The 26,875-nt window shown below is 67.5% G+C and carries 26 protein-coding genes; 18 read left to right on the forward strand and 8 right to left on the reverse strand.

The window, feature by feature from the left end:
- Nucleotides 1-78: 78 nt before the first annotated feature.
- Nucleotides 79-855, forward strand: coding sequence for an SDR family NAD(P)-dependent oxidoreductase (locus tag AC5Y4F_RS17780; protein ID WP_499997737.1), 777 nt, complete (start codon nucleotides 79-81; stop codon nucleotides 853-855).
- Nucleotides 852-2,084, forward strand: coding sequence for a zinc-dependent alcohol dehydrogenase (locus tag AC5Y4F_RS17785; protein ID WP_499997738.1), 1,233 nt, complete (start codon nucleotides 852-854; stop codon nucleotides 2,082-2,084). Before AC5Y4F_RS17780 ends, AC5Y4F_RS17785 begins: the two co-directional genes overlap by 4 nt.
- On the opposite strand, the gene AC5Y4F_RS17790 is transcribed toward AC5Y4F_RS17785, so the two are convergent.
- The 4 genes from AC5Y4F_RS17790 to AC5Y4F_RS17805 form a co-directional block, all read right to left on the reverse strand.
- On the reverse strand, nucleotides 2,081-3,115 hold the full coding sequence (locus AC5Y4F_RS17790; RefSeq protein WP_499997739.1) for an NAD(P)H-dependent amine dehydrogenase family protein: 1,035 nt from the start codon (nucleotides 3,113-3,115) through the stop codon (nucleotides 2,081-2,083). The genes AC5Y4F_RS17785 and AC5Y4F_RS17790 overlap by 4 nt on opposite strands.
- An 82-nt stretch (nucleotides 3,116-3,197) precedes the next feature.
- Nucleotides 3,198-4,115 carry an MBL fold metallo-hydrolase gene (locus AC5Y4F_RS17795; protein WP_499997788.1) on the reverse strand — a complete coding sequence of 306 codons (918 nt, stop codon included), beginning with the start codon at nucleotides 4,113-4,115 and terminating at the stop codon, nucleotides 3,198-3,200.
- Nucleotides 4,115-4,768 carry an L-fuculose-phosphate aldolase gene (locus AC5Y4F_RS17800; protein WP_067929784.1) on the reverse strand — a complete coding sequence of 218 codons (654 nt, stop codon included), beginning with the start codon at nucleotides 4,766-4,768 and terminating at the stop codon, nucleotides 4,115-4,117. The genes AC5Y4F_RS17795 and AC5Y4F_RS17800 overlap by 1 nt, the downstream gene beginning before the upstream one ends.
- Nucleotides 4,765-5,745, reverse strand: coding sequence for an NAD(P)-dependent oxidoreductase (locus tag AC5Y4F_RS17805; protein ID WP_499997740.1), 981 nt, complete (start codon nucleotides 5,743-5,745; stop codon nucleotides 4,765-4,767). The genes AC5Y4F_RS17800 and AC5Y4F_RS17805 overlap by 4 nt, the downstream gene beginning before the upstream one ends.
- Nucleotides 5,746-5,775: 30 nt before the next feature.
- Here AC5Y4F_RS17805 and AC5Y4F_RS17810 point away from each other — a divergent pair, with 30 nt between their 5' ends.
- Together AC5Y4F_RS17810 and AC5Y4F_RS17815 are read left to right on the forward strand one after the other, a co-directional pair.
- A complete protein-coding gene (locus AC5Y4F_RS17810; protein WP_499997741.1) occupies nucleotides 5,776-7,146 on the forward strand; it encodes a xylulokinase in 1,371 nt (456 codons plus the stop codon).
- A 9-nt stretch (nucleotides 7,147-7,155) separates the two neighbouring features.
- The gene (locus AC5Y4F_RS17815) at nucleotides 7,156-7,821 is read left to right on the forward strand and encodes a GNAT family N-acetyltransferase (RefSeq protein ID WP_499997742.1); all 666 of its coding nucleotides are present in this window, start codon (nucleotides 7,156-7,158) and stop codon (nucleotides 7,819-7,821) included.
- Nucleotides 7,822-7,824: 3 nt separating this feature from the next.
- Here AC5Y4F_RS17815 and AC5Y4F_RS17820 read toward each other — a convergent pair whose 3' ends face one another.
- Entirely contained in the window at nucleotides 7,825-8,739 is a 915-nt protein-coding gene (locus AC5Y4F_RS17820) for an SAM-dependent methyltransferase (RefSeq protein ID WP_499997743.1), read from the reverse strand.
- A 291-nt stretch (nucleotides 8,740-9,030) separates the two neighbouring features.
- Here AC5Y4F_RS17820 and secY point away from each other — a divergent pair, with 291 nt between their 5' ends.
- From secY to AC5Y4F_RS17890, 14 genes are all read left to right on the forward strand, one after another.
- Nucleotides 9,031-10,356 carry a preprotein translocase subunit SecY gene (gene secY, locus AC5Y4F_RS17825; protein WP_067929807.1) on the forward strand — a complete coding sequence of 442 codons (1,326 nt, stop codon included), beginning with the start codon at nucleotides 9,031-9,033 and terminating at the stop codon, nucleotides 10,354-10,356.
- Nucleotides 10,353-10,898: an adenylate kinase gene (locus tag AC5Y4F_RS17830; RefSeq protein WP_067929779.1), complete on the forward strand. Its 546-nt coding sequence runs from the start codon at nucleotides 10,353-10,355 to the stop codon at nucleotides 10,896-10,898. The genes secY and AC5Y4F_RS17830 overlap by 4 nt, the downstream gene beginning before the upstream one ends.
- A 2-nt stretch (nucleotides 10,899-10,900) precedes the next feature.
- On the forward strand, nucleotides 10,901-11,701 hold the full coding sequence (map, locus tag AC5Y4F_RS17835; protein WP_067929778.1) for a type I methionyl aminopeptidase: 801 nt from the start codon (nucleotides 10,901-10,903) through the stop codon (nucleotides 11,699-11,701).
- Nucleotides 11,702-11,886: 185 nt separating this feature from the next.
- Nucleotides 11,887-12,432: a sigma-70 family RNA polymerase sigma factor gene (locus tag AC5Y4F_RS17840; protein WP_082947394.1), complete on the forward strand. Its 546-nt coding sequence runs from the start codon at nucleotides 11,887-11,889 to the stop codon at nucleotides 12,430-12,432.
- Between the two features lie 31 nt (nucleotides 12,433-12,463).
- A complete protein-coding gene (locus tag AC5Y4F_RS17845; RefSeq protein ID WP_067929776.1) occupies nucleotides 12,464-13,183 on the forward strand; it encodes an anti-sigma factor family protein in 720 nt (239 codons plus the stop codon).
- Between the two features lie 45 nt (nucleotides 13,184-13,228).
- Nucleotides 13,229-14,419 carry a flavin-containing monooxygenase gene (locus tag AC5Y4F_RS17850; RefSeq protein WP_499997744.1) on the forward strand — a complete coding sequence of 397 codons (1,191 nt, stop codon included), beginning with the start codon at nucleotides 13,229-13,231 and terminating at the stop codon, nucleotides 14,417-14,419.
- A 9-nt stretch (nucleotides 14,420-14,428) separates the two neighbouring features.
- On the forward strand, nucleotides 14,429-15,769 hold the full coding sequence (locus AC5Y4F_RS17855; protein WP_499997745.1) for an FAD-binding oxidoreductase: 1,341 nt from the start codon (nucleotides 14,429-14,431) through the stop codon (nucleotides 15,767-15,769).
- Nucleotides 15,770-15,861: 92 nt separating this feature from the next.
- A complete protein-coding gene (locus tag AC5Y4F_RS17860) occupies nucleotides 15,862-17,610 on the forward strand; it encodes a thiamine pyrophosphate-binding protein (protein WP_067929773.1) in 1,749 nt (582 codons plus the stop codon).
- Nucleotides 17,591-18,256, forward strand: a complete 666-nt coding sequence (locus tag AC5Y4F_RS17865) for a hypothetical protein (protein ID WP_067929772.1) — start codon at nucleotides 17,591-17,593, stop codon at nucleotides 18,254-18,256. Before AC5Y4F_RS17860 ends, AC5Y4F_RS17865 begins: the two co-directional genes overlap by 20 nt.
- Before the next feature lie 8 nt (nucleotides 18,257-18,264).
- Nucleotides 18,265-19,284 (forward strand): 3-oxoacyl-ACP synthase III family protein, encoded by a 1,020-nt coding sequence (locus AC5Y4F_RS17870; RefSeq protein WP_499997746.1) that lies wholly within the window; start codon nucleotides 18,265-18,267, stop codon nucleotides 19,282-19,284.
- Nucleotides 19,284-20,321 (forward strand): pyridoxal phosphate-dependent aminotransferase, encoded by a 1,038-nt coding sequence (locus AC5Y4F_RS17875; RefSeq protein WP_499997747.1) that lies wholly within the window; start codon nucleotides 19,284-19,286, stop codon nucleotides 20,319-20,321. The genes AC5Y4F_RS17870 and AC5Y4F_RS17875 overlap by 1 nt, the downstream gene beginning before the upstream one ends.
- A 34-nt stretch (nucleotides 20,322-20,355) precedes the next feature.
- Complete coding sequence (locus tag AC5Y4F_RS17880) at nucleotides 20,356-20,862, forward strand: MarR family winged helix-turn-helix transcriptional regulator (RefSeq protein ID WP_067929770.1); 507 nt, start codon at nucleotides 20,356-20,358, stop codon at nucleotides 20,860-20,862.
- 75 nt (nucleotides 20,863-20,937) lie between these two features.
- Complete coding sequence (locus AC5Y4F_RS17885) at nucleotides 20,938-22,149, forward strand: FAD-dependent oxidoreductase (RefSeq protein ID WP_231986234.1); 1,212 nt, start codon at nucleotides 20,938-20,940, stop codon at nucleotides 22,147-22,149.
- Nucleotides 22,149-23,237, forward strand: a complete 1,089-nt coding sequence (locus AC5Y4F_RS17890; RefSeq protein ID WP_499997748.1) for a methyltransferase — start codon at nucleotides 22,149-22,151, stop codon at nucleotides 23,235-23,237. Before AC5Y4F_RS17885 ends, AC5Y4F_RS17890 begins: the two co-directional genes overlap by 1 nt.
- 2 nt (nucleotides 23,238-23,239) lie before the next feature.
- Here the strand turns inward: AC5Y4F_RS17890 and mmsB are convergent, their stop codons facing one another.
- Genes mmsB through AC5Y4F_RS17905 form a run of 3 tightly spaced genes read right to left on the reverse strand, consistent with a single transcriptional unit; the run spans nucleotide 23,240 to nucleotide 26,825 of the window.
- Entirely contained in the window at nucleotides 23,240-24,124 is an 885-nt protein-coding gene (mmsB, locus tag AC5Y4F_RS17895) for a 3-hydroxyisobutyrate dehydrogenase (protein ID WP_067929767.1), read from the reverse strand.
- Between the two features lie 13 nt (nucleotides 24,125-24,137).
- Nucleotides 24,138-25,298 carry an acyl-CoA dehydrogenase family protein gene (locus AC5Y4F_RS17900; RefSeq protein ID WP_499997749.1) on the reverse strand — a complete coding sequence of 387 codons (1,161 nt, stop codon included), beginning with the start codon at nucleotides 25,296-25,298 and terminating at the stop codon, nucleotides 24,138-24,140.
- 6 nt (nucleotides 25,299-25,304) lie between these two features.
- A complete protein-coding gene (locus AC5Y4F_RS17905) occupies nucleotides 25,305-26,825 on the reverse strand; it encodes a CoA-acylating methylmalonate-semialdehyde dehydrogenase (protein WP_499997750.1) in 1,521 nt (506 codons plus the stop codon).
- Nucleotides 26,826-26,875: the final 50 nt, after the last annotated feature.

Raw genomic sequence — 26,875 nt, forward strand, 5'->3', positions numbered from 1 at the left:
GTAGCCAATCTAATATTTAGCCAATATAACAAGCTTCACCCACTGTACGCTTCCCAGAATTCGCGGCAACCTTTACTGATGGCGTACGCGGCGGCTGGTAAACGGGTGCTCATCACGGGTGCCTCGTCGGGATTGGGTGCGGCCCTGGCGCGAGCGCTGGCCGCCCGGGGCGCGGTAGTGGGGCTGTTAGCGCGTCGGCGGGATCGGCTGGGCGAGGTGCTGGCCGAGTGCCGGCGCACCTCACCCGGATCGGAAATGTTCGTGGCCGACCTGGCCGACACATCGGCGCTGGGTGATTTGGCGCGGCGGGCCTGGGATGGGCTCGGCGGCATCGACATACTGATCAACAACGCCGCGATGCCCAAGCGGCGCAGCGTCATCGCACTCGACCCGGGCGAGGCCGAAGAGGTCATGACGGTCAACTTCTTCGCGCCCATGCGCCTGACGCTGGCGCTGTTGCCGCGGATGCTGGGCCGCGGTTCGGGCATGATCGTCAACGTGTCCAGCGTCGGCGGCCGGCTGGGCATAGTCCACGAATCCGCCTACTGTGCGAGCAAATTCGCATTGTGCGGCTGGAGCGAGGCGATAGCCGTGGACCTGCACGACACGCCGATCTCGGTGAAACTGATCGAGCCGGGACCGGTCGACACCGAGATCTGGGACCACCCGGGCAGCGAGGAACCGCTCTATCAGGGACCGAAGGTGGCCCCGCACGTGGTGGCCGACGGCATCATCGCGGCCCTGGGCAGTGAGCGCTTCGAGCACTACCTGCCCGACATGAAGGCCGTGATCGACGCCAAGAACGCCGACCTGGACGCGTTCATCGCCGGGGCGGCGGGGATGGCGTTCCGATGAAGGCACTCGTGTACGGCGTGCCGCCGGAGCCGTTCGAGGTTCGCGACGACGCCAACCGATTGACCCAGAACCTGGCGCACACCCCGACCGCCCTGCGCGATCTGCCGGATCCGGAACTGCCCCATGAGGACTGGGTGATCACCCGGCCGCGACTGACCGGCATCTGCGGGTCGGATTCCAAGCAGATCCTGATGGATTTCGGCGGGGGCGACACCGACAACGCCATGGCGGCGTTCTGTTCGTTCCCGCAAGTCATGGGCCACGAGGTGGTCGCCGACGTGGTGGCGCTGGGCCCCAAGGCCCAGGGGCTGCAGGTGGGGGAGCGGGTGGTGCTCAATCCGTGGCTGTCCTGCGGGCCGCGCGGCATCCAACCACGCTGTCCCGCATGCGAAGCCGGCGACTACAGCCTGTGCTGGAGCTTCACCGACGGCGACATCAAGCCCGGCATCCACACCGGGGTGTCGGCCGACGTGACGGGCGGCTACGCCGAGCTGATGCCCGCCCACGACAGCATGCTGTTCGCCGTGCCGGAGTCGATTCCCGACGAGCTTGCCGTGTTCGCCGACCCGTTCTCGGTGTCGCTGCATGCCATCAACCGCCACCCGCCGCCGCGCTCGGGCGCCGCGCTGGTGTACGGGGCCGGCTCGCTGGGATTGTGCGCGGTCGCGATCATGCGGGCGCTATATCCCGACGTGGCCGTCGCGGTGGTGGCGCGGTTCGCCGCGCAGGCCGAGCTGGCCCGCCGGTTCGGTGCCGCGAAAATCCTTGCGCACGAACCGCGCCTGGCCGTCATCGAGGAACTGGTCGCCTGGGGCGGTGGCCGGCTGCGCCAGCCCTTGCAGGGGTTGCCGATGGCTCACCCCGGCGCGGTCGACGTCGTCTACGACACCGTAGGTAAGCCCGAGACCTTCGAAGTCGGCGTCCGGGTCCTGCGGTCGCGAGGAACGTTGGTGAAGGCCGGTGTTCACGCGCCCGGGCGGTGGGAGGACAGCCCGCTCTACTTCAAGGAGATCTCGTACGTCGGCTCGAACGCCTTCGGCGTCGAAGAGGTCGACGGGCAGCGCAAGCACGCCATCGCCCACTACCTCGACCTGGCCGCCGCTGGACGGGTGGACCTGCGCCCCATGCTCACCCATACGTTCGGGCTAGACCGGTGGCGGGACGCCTTCTTGGCGATCGCCAACCAGGGCGAGAGCGGCGCGGTGAAGGTGGGGATCGACCAGCGCTAGGCGAGTGCCCCTCGGGATCCGGTGATCGGCAGGTCGATCGGGGTGATCACACCCGGCGGAGCTTCACAAAGGAACGGTATGGCGTTGACCGCCGCGACGGCGGTGCTGTCCATCAACACGGTCATCACGTCCTGTCCGGGCAAGCCGAACCGGATGGTCGCGTCGACACGTGGTTCACCTTCGATGACCACACTGAATCCCTTGGGGTCGGTCCATTTCGGGTCCAGCGCGTCGTCGCTCATCGTCCAGCAGATGGCCAGCTCGACCACCGGTCGGCCGCCACGATAGCCGCGATAGGTGCGGCGCTGCCCCCCGGCGGTGCCGGCGGCATAGTCCACCCAGCCCAGGTCCAAATCCCTTGTCAGCACAGCGGGCTCGACGAATGCCTCCTTGGAGTCGAGCTCGGTGCCCAGCATGGCGGCAATCATGTCCAGCGTCTCGAAGTAGCCGAGGCCGTACCGTTGCGTCTCCGGGTCGAGCTGGGTCACCCGCTCCCGGGGTGGTTTGCCGAATCCGAGCACCTTCCACACGTCCTGTACGGGATAGGTTGTGCAGTCTAATGTTTCGACGAGCTTGACGCTGTCGACCGTTCGGCAGGCGCCGGTGAGGAATCCGGCGACGACGTTGATGAAGCCTGGCTCGAATCCCGTGCCGAGGAATGTCGCGCATCCCTGGTGCGCCGCCTCCTCGAGCGCCGGGAGTTCGACCGGGTGGTGGGTGCCGGTCAGGAAATCTCCCGTCGTGACGACGTTGATGCCGCAGCGCAGCATCCTGATCACCAGCTCGTAGTCGATGACGCGGGGCATGTAGCTCACACAGTCCGGGCGCAGCCCGATCAACGCGTCGACGTCGGCCGTTGCGCCGACACCGACTGCGGCGCGGTCGGCCAGCACACCCGCATCGCGCCCCACCTTGTCCGAACCGAAGGCGTGAACCCCCACCACGTCGAAGCCGTCACGGTCCAGCAGGACGCCGAGCGCTCGACTGCCGATGTTGCCTGTTGACCACTGGACTACGCGGTATGACGCCATGCCTCACACCGTAGACCCCACCGCCCGGCCGCGAGCGGGAATCGCGGGCCGCTGGGTGGGGCGCGTCGAGAGTTATTGTGGCTCAAACTGATTCGATGTCGAGCCACTGGTCGATGTCGAACCGGTCCTCGGTCGCGCGGATCGTGGCGCCCCCGCGACCGGGGTAGTGCGCCGGGATCATGGCGGCCTTCGCCTGAACGGCCTCGGCGAAGATTCGCCTGCGGGTGACCGCGGCTCCGGGCGCGTCGACGTCGAAAGCGCAGGCGTCGGCCGGCCGGCGCAACTGCAGCGGGCTGTGGGTGAGATCGCCGACGAAAACCGCCGGCACACCGGCATCTAGCCACAGCACCGCGGAGCCGGGGGTGTGCCCGGGGGCTGGGCGCAGCCGCAGTGACGGGCTGATCCGATAGTCCTCGGACCATTGGACGAGTTGTCCGGCTTCGTCGATGGGTAACACGCTGTCGGCGAACACGAGCTGGTCGCCGCGCTGCTGAGCCGCTTCTTCGTCGCTGCGTGGCGTTTGCCTCGCCGCGGCCCCATCGGGTGCGAAGTGGCGGTAGTCGGCGGCCGGCACCAGGTATCGGGCGTTGGGAAAGGTCGGCACCCAGACGTTGTTGTCCAGCATGGTGTTCCATCCGACATGGTCGGAGTGGACGTGGGTGTTGACCACCACGTCCACGTCGGTGCGGTCGATGCCGGCGGCCCGCAGCGCGGCCAGGAAGCCGGTGTTCAGGTGGTCCAGGGGCGGCATGTGCGGGCGTTGGCGATCGTTGCCGACACCGGTGTCCACGACGACGGTCAACCCGTCGACTTCGATGACCCAGCTTTGGATCGCGATGTGCCACTGATCGGTGCAGGGATCGAAGAAGTCCGGCACCAGCAGGTCGGCGTTGTCCCGCCAACCCGACGTCGGCGTCTGCGGGAAAAAGCGTGTTCCCAAGTCGAATTGGAGTTCCAGTACCCGCGTCACGCCGGCGCGGCCGAACCGAACCGGACGCATCATGTGTTGGCGCGCAGATAGCTGTAGACCGATGCGAAGTTGCGGTTGACATCTGCGGGAATCGGCACCGGGCCACCGAGTGCCCGTGCGCCCCAGACGATTTGGGCGGTCCGTTCGACGAGGGCGGTGATATGCAGGGCCTTGTCGGGTCGCGGCCCCACCGCCACCAGGCCATGGTTGGCGATCAGCGCGGCGCCGCGGCCCTCGAGCGCCTGCACGGCGTTGGTTCCGACGTCGGGCGTGCCCGATGCGGCATAGTCGGCGCACCGGACGTCGCCGCCGCAGTACACCGCGAACTCGTCGATACACGCCGGGATCGACTCGTGGGCGATGGCGAACATGGTCGCCCATACCGGATGGCTGTGAATGACGCTGCCGATGTCGTCGAAGGCCCGATAGCAGGCCAGGTGGAGCTGCATCTCCGACGACGGTGATCGACCCTCGGCCGCACGCAGCACCGAGCCGTCCGCGTCGATGAGCACCAGATCGTCGAGCTGCATGTCGCGGTAGTCCACCGAGGACGGGGTGATGACGACGCTGCCGTCGGCGCGTCGCGCCGAGATGTTTCCTGCCGTCCCCTCCACCAGGCCGCGGCGCAGCATGTCCTTGGCGGCTTCCAGCACGGCGCTTTCCGGATTGTCGACGTACTTCATGGGCCCAGCACCTCCGGGTTGACGATATGAACGGGCGCCCTGCCGGCCAGCAGCGCCTCCAGGTCGTCGGCCACCATCTGCGCCTGCCGCGCCTCGGTGTCGAAGGTGGCGCCCCCGATATGCGGGGTCAGCACGACGTTTCCCATCCGCACCAGCGGGTGATCGACCGGCAGCCATTCGCCGGCGAAGTGGTCGAGCCCCGCGGCGCCCACCTTGCCCGCCGCCAGGGCGTCGACCAGGGCATCGGTGTCGTGCAGCTGGGCGCGCGCCGTGTTGAGGAAGACCACGCCGTCGCGCATGGCGGCGAACTCCCGTGCACCGATCATGCCGGCGGTGTCGTCGGTGACCGGGGCGTGCAGCGAGACCACGTCGGCCTCGCTCAGCAGCTCGTCGAGGCTGTGGCGGGCGTCGGGGTTGTAGGGATCGTGCGCGATGACCCGCAGGCCCAGTCCGGACAACCGCCATTGCGTCGCGCGGCCGACGGCACCGAGGCCTACCAGCCCGGCGGTCAGTCCGGCGACCTCGGCGGCGCGGAACCGCTGATACGGGATGCTGCCGTCACGAAAGATGTTGCCGCTGCGTACATCCGCGTCCGCGGTCAGCACGTGGCGGGTGGCGGCCAGCAGCAGGGCCACCGTCATCTCGGCGACGGCATCGGCGTTGCGGCCCGGTGTATTGAGCACCGGGATCCCGGCCGCGGTCGCGCCCGGGATGTCGACATTGTTGGGGTCGCCGCGGGTGGATGCGATCACCCGCACGCCCCTCTCGAACACCGGGCCGCGCACCGAATCGCTTTCCACCACCACGATTTCGGCGGATTCGCCGGTGATCCGCTCGGCCAGCTGCTCGGGACCGTAGATGCGCAGCGGGGTCTGCTCGATCCAGGGGTCGTACACCACGTCGGCCAGGTCGCGCAGTTTGGTGAAGCCCGGCCCCCGCATCGGGGCGGTCACCAACGCGCGCGGTTTAGACGCCACGAGTGCCAATGCTGGCGTACGGTGACGCCCGTGTCACGCAAAGACGTCACAATCGGCATCGACGTCGGCAGCACCGCGGTCAAGGCGATAGCCGCCGACGCGGACGGCAACGTGACGCAGCGCGTGCGCATCCCGCATGAGCTGCGCGTACCGGCACCCGACCGGTTGGAGCACGACGCCGAGGCGGCGTGGCGGCGTGGCCCGTCGGCTGCGCTGGACGAGCTGGTCCACCAACCCGGCATCGCCGCGGCGGCCGTCGCGGCGATGGTGCCGTCGATGACGGCAGTCGACGACAGCGGAACGCCCATCACGCCGGGACTTCTCTACGGGGACGGCCGGGGCCGCACGCCCGGCGGCCCGGAACAACAAGCGCAGCCGCTGCCCGCGCTCGGCGAGGCCGCGGAGTTCTTGCGCTGGACGGCTCAGCAGGCGCCCGGCGCCGCCGGCTATTGGCCCGCGCCGGCGGTGGCCAACCAGGCGCTGTCGGGCCAGTCGGTGATCGACATCGCCACCGCCGCCACGGCGTTCCCCTTGTTCGACGGGACCGGTTGGAATCCCGAAGCCTGTGCCGAGCGCGGCGCGGTCGTCGAGCAGATGCCGCGGGTGGCGAGCATGGGAGCCGTCGTCGGCCAGGTGCGCGGCACCGACGTCGCGTTGGCCACCGGCGCCATTGACGCGCTGTGCGAACAGATCGTCGCCGGCGCCGACGACGACGGAGACGTGCTGGTGATGTGCGGCACCACGCTGATCGTGTGGACGACCATCGCACAGGCCCGGCAGATGCCCGGCCTGTGGACCATTCCGCACACCACGCCCGGCAAGAGCCAGATCGGCGGGGCCAGCAACGCAGGTGGGCTGTTTCTGGACTGGGTGGATCGTGTTGTGGCAGCGGCGGACCCGACCGCCGTCGAACCGGGACGCATTCCGGTGTGGGCACCCTATCTGCGCGGTGAGCGCAGCCCGTTTTACGACCGGGACCGTCGGGGGATGCTCGAGGCCCTGGATCTGACCCACGACGCGGCGGCGCTGCGGCGCGCCGCCTACGAGGCGTCCGGCTTCGTGGTCCGCCGGATCATCGAACTCGGCGGGGCGCCGGCATCGCGCATCGTGGCCACCGGCGGCGGCACGCGAGTGGGGCCTTGGCTGCAGGCCATCGCCGACGCCACCGGGCGGCCTGTCGAGGTGTTCGGAATAGCGGAAGGGGCCGCGTTGGGCGCGGCCTTCCTGGCGCGCATGGCGGTCGGCCTGGAGACGACCATCGCCGATGCCGCCCGATGGGCGCGCATTGAGCGCATCGTCGAGCCCGACCCCGCCTGGGCGAGTGCGGTCGAAGAACGCTATCAGCGCTTCCAGCAGCTGGGAGACCGCGGAGGTAGCGCGGTGACACCGCCGGCGTTCTAGGCTGGTGCAATGACCGACCAAGACCGCAAAGCCGCCCGTCGCGAAATCGCGGACGCACTGTTGAAAGCCCTTGAACGACGGCACGAAATCGCTGACGTCGTCGTGGAATCGGAGAACAAGGCGGCAGCGGTGGAGGCCATCGTCCGCTTGCTCGACACCTCGCACGTCGCCGCCGAAGCGGTGATGAGCATGTCGTTCGATCAGCTCACCGTCGACTCGCGTCGCAAAATCCTCGCCGAACTCGAAGACCTGAACAAACAGCTCAGCTTCACCCTGGGCGAGCGTCCGGCGAGCCTGGGCGAGACGCTGGAGCTGCGGCCCTTCTCCGCCGTGGCCGACCGCGACATCTTCGCCGCGCGCACCGAGGACATCGGCTTTGCGGGCGACGGCTCGGGTGGACCCGCCGGCAACGTGGACGACGAGATCAAAGCCGCGCTGCGCCGGGTCGACGACGAAGAGGCCGCGTGGTTCGTGGCCATCGACTCCGGCGAGAAGGTCGGCATGGTGTTCGGCGAGCTGGTCCGCGGCGAGGTCGACGTCCGGATCTGGATTCACCCCGAGCACCGCAAGCGTGGCTACGGCACCGCCGCGCTGCGCAAGTCGCGCTCGGAGATGGCGTGGTGTTTTCCCGCGGTGCCCATGGTCGTGCGCGCACCGGCGGCCGAACCCCGCTGAGCGTTATCGCAGAACGGCGGTGACGGCGACGATGTTGGGTAACTGCGCCATCGCCTCGTCGTCGTGGAATTTCAGGCCGTAATCGCCGAACAGGTCGCGGCGCGGACGGGCGGTGACCGCCCAGCCCGTGCCTGTGAGGTGGTCGACGACGTCGCTGCGCTCGCCTTCGAAGAACAGCCCGGACAGGTCGATGTCGCAGCCGACCCTGGCCCACCGGTCGTTGAACGCCTGGGCGCGTTGCGACATCGTCGTGCCCGGTGTCGCGGGGTGGTATTCGGTGGCCAGCATGCTGCCGGGAGCGCTGATGGAGGTGATGTTGTCGAAGAGCCGGTCCTGGGCGTCGGGCGGGAGGTACATCAGCAGTCCCTCGGCGCTCCACGAAGTCGGTTGCGTCACGTCAAAGCCGCTGTCGCGCAACGCGGCCGGCCAGTCGTCGCGCAGGTCGACGCTGACCGTGCGCCGCTCGGCGGTGGGCGCGGCGGCCAGGCTGGACATGGTGGTGCTCTTGAACTCGATGACGGCGGGCTGATCGACCTCGTAGACCACGCTCCCGGGCGGCCAGCTCAGCCGGTAGGCGCGGGCGTCGAGGCCGGCCGCCAGGATCACCGCCTGGCGAACCCCGTCGCGGGCGGCATTGAGGAAGAAGTCGTCGAAGAAGCGGGTGCGCACGGCCATGGAGTCGGTCTCTAGGCCCAGATCCTTGACGCGGCCCTCCCGGCCCTCGGGTTCGGTGACCTCACCGTCGACCAGGCGGCGGAAGAAGTCCAGGCCGACGGCGCGCACCAGGGGCGCGGCGAACGGGTCGTTGATGATCGGGTTGGTGGCCTTGCTGGCCAGTGCGCGGGCCGCGGCGACCATCGTGGCCGTGGCACCCACGCTCGAGGCCAAGTCCCAGCTGTCCTGGTCAGTGCGCGTCATGCTGCTCCCAACTTACTTAGCAAATGCAACGAGTCACGACGGACTTTACGCCCGGCGGCTGACGGCTTCCTGTGTTGGTCCGCCCGCGTCGCGGCGGTGGCGCGGACACCCGCTGCCCGGCGCCGCGCGGGCCCTCGAAAGCGCCGACGCAAAGGCCCTGACCGGACATGGGCGGACCAGCTGTTAGTCTCGTACACGGTTTGACGCGCTGTAGAAGAAGTCGGCCGTACGTCCTGGCCTGCGGGTGTTGGGCGCGTGATGCAGGAAACCCCGGCTGCGCAGGAGGAAGAGTTGCTTTCCGCTTTCATCTCATCGTTGCGGACAGTCGACCTGAGACGGAAGATCCTCTTCACGCTTGGCATCGTCGTCTTGTATCGGGTCGGCGCCGCGCTACCGTCCCCCGGCGTCAACTATCCGAACGTCCAGCAATGCATCAAAGAGGCCAGCGGGGGCGCGGCCGGGCAGATCTATTCGCTGATCAACCTGTTCTCCGGTGGTGCGCTGCTCAAACTCACGGTGTTCGCGGTGGGGGTGATGCCCTACATCACCGCCAGCATCATCGTGCAGCTGCTCACCGTGGTCATCCCTCGGTTCGAGGAGCTGCGTAAGGAAGGCCAATCCGGCCAGGCCAAGATGACGCAGTACACCCGTTATCTGGCGATCGCGCTGGCGGTCCTGCAGGCCACCAGCATCGTGGCCCTGGCGGCCAACGGGGGGCTGTTGCAGGGCTGCTCGCTGGACATCATCGCCGACCAGAGCATTTTCACGCTGGTCGTCATCGTGCTGGTGATGACCAGCGGTGCGGCGCTGGTGATGTGGATGGGTGAGCTGATCACCGAGCGCGGCATCGGCAACGGCATGTCGCTGCTGATCTTCGTGGGCATCGCGGCGCGCATCCCCGCCGAGGGCAAGACGATCCTGGACAGCCGTGGCGGGATGATCTTCGCCGCCGTCCTGGTCGCCGCGCTGGTCATCATCGTCGGCGTGGTGTTCGTCGAGCAGGGCCAGCGCCGGATCCCGGTTCAGTACGCCAAGCGCATGGTCGGTCGCCGGATGTACGGCGGCACGTCGACGTATCTGCCGCTCAAGGTCAACCAGGCCGGCGTCATTCCGGTGATCTTCGCGTCCTCGCTGATCTACATCCCGCACCTGATCACCCAGCTGATCCGGAGCGGCGCCGGCGGCGTGGGCAACACCTGGTGGGACAAGTTCGTCGGCACCTACCTGTCCGACCCGAGCGATCCGGTGTACATCGCCATTTATTTCGGCCTCATCATCTTCTTCACCTACTTCTACGTCTCGATCACGTTCAATCCCGACGAGCGTGCCGACGAGATGAAGAAGTTCGGCGGGTTCATTCCCGGCATTCGGCCGGGCAAGCCGACCGCGGATTACCTGCGTTTCGTCCTGAGCCGGATCACCCTGCCGGGTTCGATCTACCTCGGCGCAATTTCGGTGCTGCCCAACTTGTTCTTGCAGATCGGCAACAGCGGAGCGGTGCAGAATCTGCCGTTCGGCGGTACCGCGGTCTTGATCATGATCGGCGTGGGATTGGATACGGTCAAGCAGATCGAGAGCCAGCTCATGCAGCGCAACTATGAAGGGTTCCTCAAGTGAGAGTCGTTTTGCTGGGCCCGCCGGGGGCGGGCAAGGGGACGCAGGCCCAGAAGCTCTCGGAAAAGCTGGGGATCCCGCAGATCTCCACCGGAGAGCTGTTCCGCAGCAACATCGAGAACGGCACCAAGCTCGGCTTGGAGGCCAAGCGCTACCTGGACGCCGGTGACCTGGTGCCCTCGGAGCTGACCAACCAGCTCGTCGACGACCGGCTGAACGAATCGGACGCGGCCAACGGTTTCATCCTCGACGGGTATCCACGCTCGATCGAGCAGGCCAAAGCGCTGCACGAGATGCTGGGACGCCGCGGCACCGACATCGACGCGGTGCTGGAATTCCGGGTCTCCGAGGACGAGTTGCTGCAGCGGCTGAAGGGCCGCGGGCGCGCCGACGACACCGACGAGGTCATTCTCAACCGGATGAAGATCTACCGTGCCGAAACGGCTCCGCTGTTGGATTACTACAGCGACCAGCTCAAGACGGTCGACGCCGTCGGCTCCATGGACGAAGTGTTCGCCCGCGCGCTGCGGTCGCTGGGCAAGTAGGGATGAACCCCCGGGCGCGGCTGCGGGGTCGCAAGGTGGTGCCGCAGCGCAGTGCCGGCGAACTCGACGCGATGGCCGCGGCGGGCGCGGTGGTGGCGGCCGCGTTGCAGGCGGTCCACGCGGCCGCTGTCTCCGGGGTGTCGACGCTGAGCCTGGACGAAATCGCCGAATCGGTGATCCGGGACGCCGGCGCGGTGCCGTCGTTTTTGGGCTATCACGGTTACCCCGCGTCGATCTGCGCGTCGGTCAACGAGCGCGTGGTGCACGGGATTCCCTCGGCCGCCGAGGTTTTGGCGCCCGGTGACCTCGTATCGATCGACTGCGGCGCGGTGCTCGACGGCTGGCACGGTGACGCCGCGATCACCTTCGGAGTGGGGAAGCTGGATGCCGCCGACGAAGCGCTGTCGCAGGCGACCAGGGAATCGCTGGAGGCCGGGATCGCGGCCATGGTGCCCGGTAACCGGCTGACCGACGTATCGCACGCCATCGAGATGGGCACGCGCGACGCCGAGGCCCGCCATTCGCGGGCGTTCGGGATCGTCGAGGGCTACGGCGGCCACGGCATCGGCCGCGAGATGCACATGGATCCGTTCCTGCCGAACGAGGGTTCGCCGGGACGCGGCCCCCTGCTGACCGCCGGCTCGGTGCTGGCCATCGAACCGATGCTGACGCTCGGAACCGGTAAGACCGTGGTGCTCGACGACAAGTGGACGGTCACCACGGCCGACGGGTCGCGGGCGGCGCACTGGGAGCACACCGTCGCCGTCACCGACGCCGGGCCACGCATCCTGACCGCGGCTTAGTGGTCGGTCTAACCTTGAACCAGCCGCGATCGCAAGCGCGGCGAAGCCGGGCGCAGCGGGTCGGGGCCATTGAACGGCCATTGAACGGCCATTGAACGGCCATTGAAACGGCCATTGAAACGGCCATTGAACGGCCATTGAACCGAGCACCCACTCGCCTCGTTTCCCCGGCAGGAGGTGATCGAGTGGCTCGTGTGGCTGGAACTGGGAGAGCGTCCGGAGCTGCCGAAGTCGCTCTGATGAAGGCGCTCTACGACGAACACGCCGCGGTGCTGTGGCGCTACGCGCTGCGGCTGACGGGGGACGCGAGCCAGTCCGAGGACGTGGTGCAGGAAACGTTGCTGCGGGCATGGCAACATCCCGAGGTCATCGGCGACTCCGAGCGCTCGGCGCGGGCCTGGCTGTTCACCGTGGCCCGGAACATGATCATCGACGACCGGCGCAGCGCGCGGTTTCGCAACGTCGTCGCCTCCACAGACGTCTCGGGTGCGCCCGAACAGTCCACGCCGGACGAGGTCAATGCGGCGCTGGACCGGTTGCTCATAGCGGACGCGATGGCCCAGTTGTCCGCCGAGCACCGAGCGGTGATCGAACGGTCCTATTACCGCGGTTGGACCACCGCACAGACTGCTGCAGACCTCGGTATCGCAGAGGGAACGGTGAAGTCGCGACTACACTATGCTGTGCGCGCGTTGCGGCTCACTCTGCAAGAACTTGGGGTTACCCGATGAGGGGCTCCGAATACTCGAGGGGTGAGAAGAAATGGATGAAATGAGGACGCCGGTGCGCGATGTCGGCCCTCCCGAAGACGGTTACGCGATGTGGGATGCCGCATACGTGTTGGGGTCTCTGTCGGCCGCGCAGCGCCGCGAATTCGAGACGCACATGGCGCACTGCCCGGCCTGCCGGTCCGCCGTCGCAGATCTCAGTGGTGTGCCGGCCCTGCTGTCACAGCTCGACCGTGACGAAGTGGCCGCGATCGACCAATCCGGTCCGGCCCCGGAGATGTCTGCCGAATTGCTGCCGTCGCTTTTGTCGACGGTTCGTTGGCGCCGGCGCCGCAGCCGGGTGGTGACCTGGGTGGCGTCGACGGCCGCGGCCGCGGTGCTGGCCATCGCGGTGTTCGTCGGTCTGCACGGGTGGTCGTCGACGCCGCCCCAGCAGGTGACTGCGTCGTCGGAGCCGATGGCGCAGGTGAACACCAGCCTGCTGACGTCGACGGTCGCCGTCAGCAGCCAACACTGGGGGACGTCGATCAACCTGCGCTGCGTGTGCCTGGCTCCGCTGAACGCCCACCATGACACGCTCGCGATGGTCGTGTTGGGGCGTGACGGCAGCCAGACCCGGCTGGCGACATGGGTGGCCGTGCCCGGCCACACGGCGACGCCCGCGGGTGCCATCTCGACTCCGGTCGACCAGATCGCCGCCGTGCAGGTGGTTGCCGCCGACACCGGACAGGTTTTGTTGCAGCGTTCGCTGTAAACACGGGGCGGTGAACCGTACGCCCTCGCGTGTCGTTACACAGGCATGCCAAGGACCCACCTCGCGCCCGGGCTTCGGGACAGCGCCGATGCCGTTGTCATCGGAGCCGGGCCCGCGGGTCTGGCCGTCGCGCGGCAACTTGATCATCGGCACGGTGTCAAAGCGCTCGTGCTCGACCGCGCGGCGGCCCCGGCGATCTCCTGGCGCACACGCTATGACGACTTCCGCCTGAACACGACCGGCTTCTTGTCTCACCTACCGGGACAACGCATCCCGTTGAGTGCCGGCCGGTGGCCCACCAAGGAGGACATGGTCCGCTACTTCGATCGCTACGTCGTGCGGCAACAGATCCGGGTCCTGCTCGGGTGCGAAGTCCACTCGATCGATCGGGATGGCGCAGTGTGGCAGCTCGACACATCGTCGGGCAAGATCACAAGCCGGACAATAGTTCTCGCCACGGGTAACTATGGCGCGCCGACCGCCCCACGCTGGCCGGGGCTGGAAAGCTTTCAAGGTGAGATCGTTCACTCCGGGGAGTTCGTCAACGCGTGGCCCTACCGGGGCCGAGACGTCCTCGTCGTCGGGGCGGGTAACTCCGCGGCCGACATCGCGGTGCAGCTGGCCAACGACGGTGCCCGTCGGATCTGGCTGGCGGTGCGCACACCGCCGCACCTGGTGCGGCGAGCCGTCGGAGGGTTCCCGTCGGACATTTTCCTCGAGCTGTCCGCGCGAGTGCCCGCCCGCATGGTCGATCCGCTGATCGCCCGAGTGACTGGCCTGATGTGGGGCGACCTGTCCCCCTACGGTTTTCAGCGGCCAACGGTCGGTCTCAAAGCGACCGTCGAGACACGGGGCCGCATTCCCACGCTGGCGGACGGACTGGTCAGCGTGGTGCGAGCGCGGCGCGTCGAAGTCGTCGGCGCCGTCACGAGGCTGGAACCCGACTCCGTCGTCCTCGCCGACGGCACGTCCGTGACGCCCGAGGTGATCATCACCGCGACCGGGTTCGAGACGAACCTGCGCGGTATGGTCGGCCACCTCGGAGTCCTCGACGAGCACGGCAACCCGCGCGGCGGCTTCGCCTGCCACGTCGGCGAGGGAATGTTCGCAATCGGATACGGGATTCCGCCGAACGGTCCGCTGCGGGCGATCCGGCTGGCCGCCACGCCCCTGGCCGCGAAGGTGGCGGGCTATCTCAGGCAGTCGCAGAACAGCGAACAACTGGCGGCGGTTTAAGGAACGCGAATGGCTCTGCTCACCACCGAACACACCTTCTTCCGCGGCGAAGCGGGCTACGAAGCGGCCCGCCTCGATACCGTATGGAACGGTCTTGTGCCAGAACGGTTTCCGGATGTCATCGTACAGGCGCACGATGTGGATGGCGTGGTTTCGGCGCTGCGTTATGCGCGGGTGAACGGGCATCGCGTCGGGGTACGGTCGGGCGGGCACAGCTGGTCCGCCAACCACCTTCGCGACGGCGGCCTGCTGCTGGACGTCAGCCGCCTCGATCACTGCAGCGTCGATCCGGAACGGATGACCGCGCAGGTGGGCCCGGGAAAAATCGCCAGCGTCTTCGCGGCCGAGCTCGACAAGCAAAATTTGTTCTTTCCCGCTGGCCATTGCGAGGGCATCTGCCTGGGTGGTTACCTGCTGCAAGGTGGCTACGGCTGGAACAGCCGTGCTCTGGGACCGGCATGCGAGAGTGTGCTCGGCTTGGAGGTCATCACCGCGGACGGCGAGCGCATCTACTGCGATCCCGAGAACCATCCCGACTTGTACTGGGCTGCACGCGGTTCGGGGCCCGGCTTCTTCGGCGTGGTGACCTCGTTCAAGCTACGTGTTTATCCGCGTCCGGCGGTTTGGGGCACCTGCCTGTACATGTATCCGATTGACCTTGCCGACGAGGTCTTCACGTGGGCGCGCTCGATCAGCGGTGAGCTCGACGACCGGGTCGAACTGCAGATGCATACCGCCCGCAGCTTCCCGGGAGCCGGCCTCAATCAGCCGGGCATCACGATTGCCTCGCCCGTGTTCGCCGATACGGAGGACGAAGCGGCCAAAGCCCTTGCCCCGCTGGGCAGTTGCCCGGTTGTCGATAAGGCGATCGTCAGCCTCCCTTATGCCCCGACGACCCTGTCGAATTGGTACACGGCCGTGATGACCAGTTACCCGAAGGGCCACCGCTACATCGCGGACAGCATGTTCACCTCGGCTTGCGCCGAAGAACTGCTGCCGGGCATCCGCCGGATCATCGAAACCATGCCGCCGCACCCGTCACACTTCATCTTCACGGGCTGGAAGACCTCGCCCGCCCGCGCCGACATGGTGTACGGCCTCGAAGACGACATCTACATGGCGCTCTACACCATTTGGCAGGATCCGGCGGACGACGAGCGATACCGCGACTGGGCCGCGTCCAACCTGGCCGCGATGTCGCACCTGGCGACCGGCATCTCGCTGGCCGACGAGAACCTGTGCCGGCGTCCGGCGCGATTCATCACCGAATCGAACATGGCCCGGCTGAACCGGGTGCGCGCGGCGTACGACCCGGAAGGCCGCTTCCACAGCTATTTGACACGTAGCTAAAAGCGCTGGCAATCCGGAGAGATTCCGGTTCCGAGTGAACTTAAGTTACCCGCCGGTCGTGTCACAGGCATCGTCATAAGTTAGGTGAGCAGATGTCGAGGCAATACCGGGTGGTCGACCACATCGTCGAGCACCTCGCGAGCACCGACGCCGATTACATATTCGGCGTAGACGGCGCCAACATCGAAGATCTCTACGATGCCGCACATTTTTGCGCAGACATCACCGCCGTGTTGGCCAAGCATGAATTCTCCGCGGCGACCATGGCCGACGGGTACAGCCGCAGCGGCGCCGGCCTGGGGGTGGTGGCGGCGACTTCTGGCGGCGGAGCGCTCAATCTGGTTCCCGGCCTCGGGGAATCGTTGGCCAGTCGCGTCCCCGTGTTGGCTTTGGTGGGCCAGCCGGCGACAACAATGGACGGGCGGGGCAGCTTCCAGGACACCAGCGGCCGCAATGGTTCGCTGGATGCCGAGGCGTTGTTCTCGACGGTATCGGTCTGGTGCCGGCGCGTGCTCACAGCCTCGGACATAGTTACCGCACTGCCGGAGGCCATCGCGGCGGCGCGTGGCGGCGGTCCGGCTGTTTTGTTGTTGCCCAAGGACATTCAGCAGAAGCCGGTCACGGTCGTCGGTTGCAACGGTCATGCTTGCGGCGTTGCAGCGCCGGCACCCCGCATCGGTGACCTTCATCCGGTGCTGCGGGCGTTACGCACCGCCGACGGGCCGGTCACGATCATCGCCGGCGAGCAGGTGGCGCGCGACGATGCCCGAGCGGAGCTGGAGACGTTGCGGGCGCTGCTGCGCGCGCGGGTGGCATGTGTGCCCGACGCCAAAGATGTTGCCGGCACGCCGGGTTCGGGTTCGTCGTCGGCGCTGGGCGTGACCGGTGTCATGGGTCACCCCGGCGTGGCCGAGGCGGTCGGAAACAGCACGGTGTGCTTGGTGGTGGGCACCCGCCTGTCGGTGACAGCCCGGGCAGGCCTCGATGACGCGCTGACGGCGGCGCGGACGGTCTCGATCGGTTCGGCGGCGCCCTACCTCCCATGCACTCACGTGTACACGGACGACCTGCGGACCTCGTTGCGCATGGTGACCATGGAACTGTCCGGGCGGGGGCGGCCCAGGGGCGTGCGTGTCCCCGATTTCGTGACCGACACCGAACTGCGCCCACCACCGTGCGGCGGTCCGGGTGTCCGTTACCGCGATGCGCTGACGGTGCTGGACCGGGCGCTGCCCGACGGTGTGGACATCGTCGTCGACGCGGGCAACACCGGCGCGGCGGCCATTCACCATCTGCCGGTCCGGCGTGGCGGGCGGTTCGCCGTCGCGCTGGGCATGGGAGGCATGGGTTACAGCTTCGGTGCCGCCATCGGGATGGCTTTCGGCCGTGCCGTGGGCGGCCGGCTCAGCCGGCGCATTGTCGTAATCGCAGGCGACGGCGCCTTCTTCATGCACGGCATGGAAGTCCACACGGCGGTGCAGTACCGGCTGCCGGTGACGTTCGTCCTGTTCAACAACAACGCCCACGCCATGTGCGTGACCCGCGAGCAGTTGTTGTACGACGACCTGTACAGCTACAACCGGTTCGGTCCCAGCCGGCTGGGCGCCGGGCTGGCGGCGATGTTCCCGGGACTGTCGGCGGTAGACGTGGCCGACGTCGACGCGCTGGCTGCCGCCGTCGAAGGGGCCATGACCGCCGATGGCCCGTCGGTGATCAGTGTTGAGTGCTCTGCCGACGAAATACCGCCCTTTGCAGCGTTTTTGACCCCACCAGCGACCAAATTCATTGGCCGACCGACACCTCACGAAGGGGAAAGATCAGATGTCCCTGCCAGCGCTTGACGACATTCGCGTTCACACCGGAACCACCGAGCCGATCGAGGGGCTGGTCCGGATCGAAACCTCGCCGCTCGAGAAGACCGCCCCGATGTTCATGGCCCAGATGCGGTCTATGTACCCGCACGATGAGGTCTACGGGCAATACTGCACCGTCAGCGACTACGTCGACTGCCCACCCGACGAGCTGTTCGAGTACCTAGCCGATACGCGCAGCCTCGAGGAGTGGACGTACACGCTGCGCGACTTCACCCCCACCGACGAGCCAGGCCTGTGGCTGGCTTACGACCGGTTGCTCCCGGATACCAAGATCTTCACCCGAACGGTGGCTAACGCCGAGGCGGGCACCGTCGACTACCACTGCGCCTGGGACCAGGGCGAGCACCTCTGGATGATCTACCTGATGCGCGTCGTCGATGCCCAGATGGTGCTGAACAAGCCCGGTTCCGTTGTGCTGTGGACCAATTGCCACCACCCCTTCTACGACCACAACCCGTATGCCGACGTCGCGCCGCCGGATCGGACGGGCTGGGTGGGCGATTTCTGGGACATCTTCGGCGCCGGGCACGGGGTGGAACTGAACAACCTGAAAACGATCGCCGAGTACCGCCATCGCAACGGCCTGCCGATCACGCCGGTCTGGATGAGGTGAATGGGGCGATGAAGCAACCCACCACGAGCCTGACCGATATCTCCACCTACCTACCCGGAGAACCCATCGGTGCGGACTATTACGCGCAGTACGCCGGCTCCGATGAGCTGGCCGACAACCTGATGTTCCGGGCCCCTAAATTCCGCCATCACGTCGGGGCCGATGAAACCGCGGTCGACATGGTTGAACGGGCCGCCGCCGGCCTGATCGAACGGCACGGCCGCGACGTCATCTCCAACGTGGACGTGCTGATCACCCACGCTCAGATGCCCGACATGCCGTTCTACGGCGGAGGCGGCAGCATCGCGCACCGCCTGGGTATGCGGCCCAGCTGGGTATTGGATCTGCACAACGGCGGTTGTGCGGCGTTCGTCCTGGGGCTCAAGGTGGCCCGTCGGCTCCTGACGTCCGGCGAAGGCCGCACCGCACTCATCGCCGTCGCGCAGAACGCCGCCGGGCAGATCTTCGACCAACCCGGCGTGCGGGCGAAGGCGCAGTCGTCGGTTCCCGGTGACGGCGCCGCCGTGGGCCTCGTCACGCTGTCGAACGATTCACCGATTCTCGATGTCGAGTGCCGCACCTACGGCGAATACGCCGGCGACATGACCATCGCCGTCGACCCGCCCCGTAAATGGTGGCAACCCGGACCGGGTGAGGGTTGCATCGGTTTCACCGAAAGCAAGATCACCAAGGTGTTGGCCCGCGGCAACAGGCAGGTGCCCGAAGTCGCGCTCGCGGTCTGCGACCGTATCGGGTTGCCCGCCAAAGAAATCGATCTGCTGGTGACCAATCAGCCCAACCGGGTGTTCCTGCGTAACTGGCGCGAGGCGCTCGAGGTGCCGCCCGAACGTCATCGCGACACCTTCGACGAGTGCGGCAACCTGTTCGGCGCCGGCATCCCCGTCAACCTCGACCGGGCGATATCCGACGGGCAGCTCAAACCCGGCGACGTGGTGATGATGGCGGCTTTCGCGCACGCCGGCGACTTCGCGGGCGCGGCCGCGGTGCGGTGGGGCGGGCGAGACTGATGTCGGCCGTGCTCGAAGCGGACCCCCGTGAGGTGGGCGGCGCGCTGCCGGACGCGATCGATCCGCTGGCGCTGTCCCTCAACGAGAACCCGTTCCCGCCGCTGCCGGCCGTGCGTTCGGCGTTGATCCGCTCGATCGACGCCGCCAACCGTTATCCCGAATTCCGGCCCGAACGGATGCGAACACTCGTCGCCGGTCACGTCGGGGTCGGCGACGGGCAGGTCGTGCTCGGAGCCGGGGCGAGCGGGGTGGCGATGCAGGTTCTGCATGCGGTGACCCGACCCGGAGACCGGATTGTGTTGAGCGAGCCGACATTCGACGGGTATCCGATCTTCGCCCATATGGCGCACCTGACGCCGGTCACCGTGCCGCTCGACGAGTGTGGCCACCACGACCTGCAGGCCATGGCCGAGGCGGCGCAGGGCGCCGGTGTCGTCGTATTGTGCCGGCCGCACAATCCGACCGGCACGGTGGAGCCCGTCGCGGAGGTGGAAGGATTCCTGCGCCGCGTGCCGGACGACACTGTCGTACTGCTCGATGAGGCCTATATCGAATTCGTTGCCCGCCAGCACCGCGTCGGTGGTCCGGATCTGGTGCGGCGCTTCCCGAATGTCGTGGTGCTGCGGACGTTCTCGAAGGCCTACGGTCTGGCCGGGCTTCGTATCGGCTACGGGTTCGCCTCACCGGAGCTGGCCACCGTCCTGTGGAAGATGCAGTTGCCGTTCGGGATGGGAATCACCAGCCTGGTCGCGGTGGCTGCTTCCTATGCGGCCGACGACCAGCTGCGGCGACGCATTCTGCGAATCGCCGGTGAGCGCCAGTATTTGGCCCGGCGGCTCGCCGCGATGGGGGTGCGCACCACCGACGGACACGCCAACTTCGTCTATTTGCCGCCTGTCGGGCGGCACTGGCAACAGGTGTTCGGTGCAGCCGGGCTGAAGGTCCGGCACTACCCCGACGGAGGCGCGCGGATCACCGTCGGCAGCCGCGCATCCACCCGAGCGGTGCTGGCCGCGGTGGCAAAGTCACCCGCCTGAGGAAAATCACGGTCAAAGTGCGGTAAGAAAGGGCGTGGCCCCTTCCGCATCCGACAAACCCGACCCGATCGCGCAGGCGAGGGCGAACTGGACACGCGCGGGCTGGGGAGACGTGGCGCCGGGCATGGTCGCGGTGACGTCCGTGATGCGGGCCCACCAGATCCTGCTCGCCCGCGTCGAGAACGCGCTGCGCCCCTACGACTTGAGCTTTTCCCGCTTCGAATTGTTGCGGCTTTTGGCCTTCAGCCGCAGCGGGGCGCTGCCCATCACCAAGGCGTCCGACCGGCTGCAGGTTCACGTCACCAGCGTCACGCACGCGATCCGTCGGCTGGAGGCCAATGGGCTGGTGCGGCGGGTGCCCCACCCCACCGACGGGCGCACCACGCTCGTGCAGATCACCGATCTCGGCCGCTCGACCGTCGAGGACGCCACCATCACGCTCAATGAGAAGGTTTTCGCCGACATCGGGATCGATTCCGATGAGTCCGAAGCGCTCGCGTCGTCCATTGAGACGCTGCGGCGCAACGCCGGCGACTTTTGAACCTCTCGTCGACGTCCTACGTGGTAGCGGTAGGAGGTCTGCGATGAACCCTTGCTCCACGCGGAACTAATGCCGATGCCGCTTCACATTCTCGTCATCGGTGCCGGTGTCGGGGGCATCTCCGTCGCTCGGGGGCTCATGCGCGACGGGCACGATGTCACCGTCTTCGAGCGACGCCCGGATTCGCAGCCTGGTGGCGGCGCGGTAACCATTTGGCCCAACGGCGCAAGGGTTTTGGACCAGCTCGGTGTCGATATGGACGGCGCCGGGCAGCTGCTGTCCACGGTGCGCGTCAAGACACCCACCGGTCGGCGGATCACAACGGTGGACTTGTCGACGATCACCGCCCGGTTGGGCGCACCGGTCCGGATGGTCCCGCGTCGACTCCTGCTTGCCCGCCTGCTGGAAGGGTTTCCCGCACAGCGTATTCGGTTCAACCGCCGCGCCGTCGGCTTCGTCGACACCCCCGATGGGGTGCGGGTCGAATTCGACGACGGCACTTCAGCGCACGGGGATCTGCTGATCGGCGCGGACGGCCTGCACTCCCTGGTCCGTGATCACGTCGGCGGGCCGGCCGCTCGGCCCACGGGCTGGTGCAGCTGGCAGGGGCTTGTGACTCTTCCGGGCCCGGTCGATAGGAGCGCCGCGCTCATGATGATCGGCGAGCATGGAAACCTCGGCCTGTGGCCGGCGGGTGGGTCGGATTTGCAGTGGTGGTTCGACTTGCCGTGGGCATCCGATTTCGTCAGACCGCCTCGTTCGCTCGACATGCTGCGCTCCCACTTCACCGGATGGTCCGAACTCGTCGACCGCGTGCTGGTGACATTGAGCGACGAGGATCTCGCCCCCTCGCCATTCCCGCATTTCCGGCATCCGATTCCGCGCACCGGCCGCGGCGCTGTCACGCTGCTCGGTGATGCGGCACACACGATGCCGCCCACCCTTGCGCAGGGGACCAACCAGGCGCTGCTCGACACCATGGTGTTGTGCAAGGCGCTATCGGATCTCGACCAAACTCCTCAGGGCGGCGGACGTCATCTGGTGGGCGCGCTGCGCTGGTACGAAAAGACCCGGCGGCGCCAGGTCAAGGCCGTGTCCTGGGTGACCACGCAGCAGGTGTCGCGCAGCGAGTCCACGCTGAGGCCGGCGGCAATGATCTCGGACCGGTTCATGACCTGGGCGCTGACGACGTTCCTGCAGAAGGTGAGTCACAGTCGGATGTCCGCGGCGATCAGTCGAGACCTCGCGGCCGCCGCGCCCGCGCGCGAGCGATCGGAGGCGAGGTGATGTCGGTGAGCGCCAAGTTGCCGCCTGCGTGGTTGGCCCGCGTTGTCGAATGGGTCCGCCATCTTCTGTATCGGCTACATCAACGGCTGGTACCCCCGCCGGCGGCGATGATGGAAATGATCACCGCCACCTGGACTTCGCAGGCGATCACGGTGGCGGCCCAGTTGGGCGTCGCCGATGCGCTGGCCGACGGCCCGCTGCCGATCGAGAAACTGGCGGACCGGGTGGGCGCGGACGCCGACGCGCTGCGAAGGTTGCTTCGGGCCCTGATCGGGCGGGGGATCTTCCGTCGCCGCGATGGCCGCTATGAGCTGAATCCCCTTGCGGCGACGCTGTGTTCGGACGCACCGGTGTCGATATCAGCCGCTGCGCGGTTCTATGGGTCGGCCGAGCAGCGCGAACGCTGGACCCTGCTCGTCGATTCGGTCCGCACCGGTCTCTCGGTCGTCCCGGCGCTGCACGGCAAGGAGAGCTTCGATTACTTCGCCGACGAGCCCGAGCTCGCCGAGCTCTTCAACCAGACGATGACGAGCATTTCCGAGCTGACCACCGCGTCCGTGGTCGCCGGTTACGACTTCAGCGCCTACCCCACAATCGTCGACGTCGGCGGCGGCCACGGCCCGCTGCTGGCCGCTATTCTCGCGGCGGCGCCCCATTCCCGCGGCGTGCTGTACGACCTGCCGTCGGTCGTCGGGAGCGCGCGCCCATTGTTCGAAAAGCACCGTGTGGCCGACCGGGTGCGCATTGTCGAGGGGTCGTTCTTCGACACCGTTCCGGATGGTGGTGACGCCTACATCCTCAAGAACATCGTTCACGACTGGCGCGACGATACGGCGGTCCGGATCCTGCGCAACGTTCGCGCGGCGGCCGGCCCGCAAGCCATGGTGGTGCTGGTCGAAATGGTCATCCCGGAGCACGACCGCGACTTCCCGGGAAACTGGGTGGACCTGGAGATGCTGTTGAACCTGGGGGCTCGGGAGCGCACAGCCGTCGAGTACCGCTATCTGCTGAGCGAGGCGGGGTTCGAGATGACCAGGATCGTGCGAACCGCTTCACCGCTCAGCTTGGTGGAGGCCAGGGCCGCATAAGTTCAGCTGCCGCGCAGCATCTCGATGACCGCGCTGAAGTCTTTATCGGCGTGGCCGGCAGCGAATTTCGCGTAGATCTCGGCGGCGTGGGTGCCCAGCGGCGCCGCCGATCCGGTGGACGACACCGCATCCATCGCCAGGCCCAGGTCCTTGTTCATCAGCGCGGTGGCGAAGCCCGGTTTGAAGTCGTTGTTCGCCGGTGATGTCGGGACCGGGCCGGGCACAGGGCAATTGGTGTGCACAGCCCAGCAGTTGCCGGTCGCCCCGGTGATGACGTCGAACAGGGACTGGGCGGACAACCCGAGCTTTTCGGCAAGGATGAACGCTTCGCCGATCGCGATCTGCTGCACCGCCAGCACCATGTTGTTGCACACCTTGGCAGCCTGCCCGGCTCCGGCGGCTCCGCAGTGAATGATCTTGCCCGCCATGGGTTCCAGCACCGGCCGGGCCCGCTGCAGGGCGTCCTCGTCGCCGCCGACCATGAAGGCCAGCGTCCCGGCCGCGGCGCCCTTCACCCCGCCCGATACGGGTGCGTCGAGCTGCACGACGCCGTTCGATTCGGCCAGCGCATGCACTTCGCGGGCATCGTTGACCGAGATCGTGGAGCTGTCGATGAACAGCGCGCCGGGCCGCGCCGCCGGCAAAATCTCCGCGTAGCAGCGTTTGACCAGCTCGCCATTGGGCAGCATGGTGATGACCACGTCCGAGCCGGCCACCGCGTCGGTGGCGCTGCCGAAGCCGGTGACGCCGGCCTCGGCCGCCGCGGACAGCGCCGCAGGCACGGGATCGAATCCGCGCACCGCGTGCTTGGCCCCGACAAGGTTCGCCGCCATCGGCCCGCCCATATGGCCCAGGCCCAGGAAGGCCACCGTCAGGTGCTCGGTCATCTCCAAGACCCTTCTATGCGGTTGCGCGGACCCGTGCGGCTTCGGCCCGGCCGATGACCACCCGCATGATTTCGTTGGTGCCTTCCAGGATTCGGTGCACTCGCAGGTCGCGGACGATCTTTTCCAGACCATACTCGCGCAGGTAGCCGTAGCCACCGTGCAACTGCAGGGCCTTGTCGGCGACCTCGAAGCAGGTGTCTGTGACGTAGCGCTTGGCCATCGCGCAGAGCTCGACCTTGTCGGGATCGTCGCTGTCCAACGCGCTGGCCGCCCGCCACAACATCATTCGCGACGTCTGTAGGCCGGTGGCCATGTCGGCCAGGGTGAACCGGATGGTCGGCTCGTCGAGCAGCGACGACCCGAACGCCCGCCGATCGCGAACGTAGGCCCCGGCCTTGTCGGAGGCGGCCTGGGCGCCGCCGAGCGAGCACGCGGCGATGTTGAGCCGACCGCCGTTGAGGCCGTTCATCGCGATGCCGAATCCGGCGCCCTCGCCGTCGGCGCCGCCGAGCATCGCGTCCGCCGGCACCCGGACCCCATCTAGGATCACCTGCGCGGTGGGCTGGGCATGCCAGCCCATCTTCTCCTCGAGCGAGCCGAAACTCAGCCCGGCGGTTCCCCTTTCGATCACGAACGCCGATATGCCGCGCGGGCCCTCACTACCGGTCCTGGCCATCACCACGTAGACGTCCGAGGCCCCCGCGCCGGAGATGAACTGCTTGACGCCGTCGAGCACATAATCGCCGCCCTGTTTGACCGCGCGGGTGCTCAGCGCGCTGGCGTCGGATCCGGCGCCGGGCTCGGTGAGGCAGTAGCTCGCGATGACATCCATGGACGCCAGCCGCGGCACCCAGTCCTTGCGCTGTTCGGCGGTGCCGAAGGTGTCGATCATCCACGCGCACATGTTGTGGATGGACAGGAACGCGGCGGTGACCGGGTCGGCGATCGCCAGCTGCTCGAAGATGCGGACCCCGTCGAGCCGGCGCAGCCCGCTGCCGCCGACGTCCTCGCGGCAGTAGATCGCCGCCATGCCGAGTTCGGCCGATTCGCGCAGCTCGTCGACCGGGAAATGTTTGGCCGCATCCCATTCCAGGGCGTACGGAGCGAGTCGCTTGGCGGCGAACGCGGCGGCCGTCTCGGTGATGACTCGCTCGTCGTCATTCAGGGTGAACATAATGTCCTAATCCATTGTGGGAATGACGAATTCGGCACCGTCCTTGATGCCGGACGGCCACCGCGACGTCACCGTCTTGGTCTTGGTGTAGAAGATGATCGACGACGGGCCGTGCTGGTTGAGGTCACCGAAACCGGAACGCTTCCAGCCGCCGAAGGTGTGGTAAGCCACCGGCACCGGGATGGGCACGTTGACGCCGACCATGCCGACCTGAACGCGGGAGACGAAGTCGCGGGCCGCGTCGCCGTCGCGCGTGAAAACCGCCACGCCGTTGCCGTATTCGTGCTGAGAAGGAAGCGCCAGCGCTTCTTCGTAGTTCTGCGCCCTTACGATGCACAGGACCGGGCCGAAGATCTCGTCGGTGTATATCGACATGTCGGGGGTGACGTGATCGAACAGGGTGGGGCCGATGAAGAAGCCGGCTTCGAGGTTGGCATCGCCGAAAGTCAGGTCGTCGCTGGCCCGTTCGCGGCCGTCGATGACCAGTTCGGCTCCCGCGTCGACACCCTGGGCGATGTAGTCGCGCACCCGAGCCACAGCGGCCTCGGTCACCAGCGGGCCGTAGTCGGCCTTGGGGTCCAGGCTGTGGCCGACGCGCAGGTTGTTGATCCGCTCGATGAGCCGGGCGCGCAGCCGGTCGGCGATCTTGTCGCCGACGGGGACCGCGACGCTGATCGCCATGCAGCGTTCGCCGGCGCTGCCGTAGCCCGCGCCGATGAGAGCGTCGACGGCCTGGTCCAGGTCCGCGTCGGGCATCACGATCATGTGGTTCTTGGCGCCGCCGAAGCACTGCGAGCGCTTGCCGGTGGCCGCGGCCCCAGCGTAGATGTACTGGGCGATGTCGGAGCTGCCGACGAACCCGACCGCCTGGATGTCGGGGTGGTTCAGGATGGCGTCCACAGCCTCCTTGTCGCCGTGCACGACCTGGAACACACCGGGCGGCAGGCCCGCCTCCAAGAACAGTTCGGCCAGCCGCACCGGGACCGACGGGTCACGCTCGCTGGGCTTGAGCACGAACGCGTTGCCACAGGCCAGCGCCGGGCCGGCCTTCCACAGCGGGATCATCGCCGGGAAGTTGAACGGCGTGATGCCGGCGACCACGCCGAGTGGCTGGCGCAGCGAGTAGACGTCGATGCCCGGGCCGGCGCCTTCGCTGTACTCGCCCTTGAGCAGGTGGGGGATGCCGATGCAGAACTCGATGACCTCGATGCCGCGCTGGATGTCGCCCTTCGCGTCGGCCAGCGTCTTGCCGTGCTCGCGCGACAGCAGCTCGGCCAGCTCGTCGTTGTGCTGGTTGACCAGCTCGATGAAGCGCATCATCACCCGTGCGCGCCGTTGCGGATTGGTTGCGGCCCAACCTTTTTGGGCCTCGACGGCCGACGCCACCGCGGCGTCGATGTCGGCCTGGCCGGCCATCGGCACCGTCGCCTGGACCTGGCCGGTGCTGGGGTCGAAGACGTCAGCGCTGCGGCCGGACCGGCCTGCGGTGCGTTGCCCATCGATGAAGTGCGGAATCTGTGTGGTCATGGGGCCCTCGAGTGTGGTTGACGGCGCTTGAGCGGATACTTGGATATCCT

This window comes from Mycobacterium sp. NGS56, assembly GCF_059812425.1.

Bases quoted from the DNA above. Each gene is read 5' to 3' on its own strand.
- AC5Y4F_RS17885 (WP_231986234.1), top strand. From the start codon at position 20,938: ATGCCGCTTCACATTCTCGTCATCGGTGCCGGTGTCGGGGGCATCTCC.
- AC5Y4F_RS17890 (WP_499997748.1), top strand. From the start codon at position 22,149: ATGTCGGTGAGCGCCAAGTTGCCGCCTGCGTGGTTGGCCCGCGTTGTC.
- AC5Y4F_RS17790 (WP_499997739.1), bottom strand. From the start codon at position 3,115: ATGGCGTCATACCGCGTAGTCCAGTGGTCAACAGGCAACATCGGCAGT.
- AC5Y4F_RS17800 (WP_067929784.1), bottom strand. From the start codon at position 4,768: ATGAAGTACGTCGACAATCCGGAAAGCGCCGTGCTGGAAGCCGCCAAG.
- AC5Y4F_RS17865 (WP_067929772.1), top strand. From the start codon at position 17,591: ATGTCCCTGCCAGCGCTTGACGACATTCGCGTTCACACCGGAACCACC.
- AC5Y4F_RS17845 (WP_067929776.1), top strand. From the start codon at position 12,464: ATGGATGAAATGAGGACGCCGGTGCGCGATGTCGGCCCTCCCGAAGAC.
- AC5Y4F_RS17860 (WP_067929773.1), top strand. From the start codon at position 15,862: ATGTCGAGGCAATACCGGGTGGTCGACCACATCGTCGAGCACCTCGCG.
- AC5Y4F_RS17870 (WP_499997746.1), top strand. From the start codon at position 18,265: ATGAAGCAACCCACCACGAGCCTGACCGATATCTCCACCTACCTACCC.
- mmsB (WP_067929767.1), bottom strand. From the start codon at position 24,124: ATGACCGAGCACCTGACGGTGGCCTTCCTGGGCCTGGGCCATATGGGC.
- AC5Y4F_RS17855 (WP_499997745.1), top strand. From the start codon at position 14,429: ATGGCTCTGCTCACCACCGAACACACCTTCTTCCGCGGCGAAGCGGGC.
- AC5Y4F_RS17815 (WP_499997742.1), top strand. From the start codon at position 7,156: ATGACCGACCAAGACCGCAAAGCCGCCCGTCGCGAAATCGCGGACGCA.
- AC5Y4F_RS17820 (WP_499997743.1), bottom strand. From the start codon at position 8,739: ATGACGCGCACTGACCAGGACAGCTGGGACTTGGCCTCGAGCGTGGGT.
- AC5Y4F_RS17850 (WP_499997744.1), top strand. From the start codon at position 13,229: ATGCCAAGGACCCACCTCGCGCCCGGGCTTCGGGACAGCGCCGATGCC.
- AC5Y4F_RS17900 (WP_499997749.1), bottom strand. From the start codon at position 25,298: ATGTTCACCCTGAATGACGACGAGCGAGTCATCACCGAGACGGCCGCC.
- map (WP_067929778.1), top strand. From the start codon at position 10,901: ATGAACCCCCGGGCGCGGCTGCGGGGTCGCAAGGTGGTGCCGCAGCGC.
- AC5Y4F_RS17785 (WP_499997738.1), top strand. From the start codon at position 852: ATGAAGGCACTCGTGTACGGCGTGCCGCCGGAGCCGTTCGAGGTTCGC.
- AC5Y4F_RS17875 (WP_499997747.1), top strand. From the start codon at position 19,284: ATGTCGGCCGTGCTCGAAGCGGACCCCCGTGAGGTGGGCGGCGCGCTG.
- AC5Y4F_RS17905 (WP_499997750.1), bottom strand. From the start codon at position 26,825: ATGACCACACAGATTCCGCACTTCATCGATGGGCAACGCACCGCAGGC.
- AC5Y4F_RS17795 (WP_499997788.1), bottom strand. From the start codon at position 4,115: ATGCGTCCGGTTCGGTTCGGCCGCGCCGGCGTGACGCGGGTACTGGAA.
- AC5Y4F_RS17780 (WP_499997737.1), top strand. From the start codon at position 79: ATGGCGTACGCGGCGGCTGGTAAACGGGTGCTCATCACGGGTGCCTCG.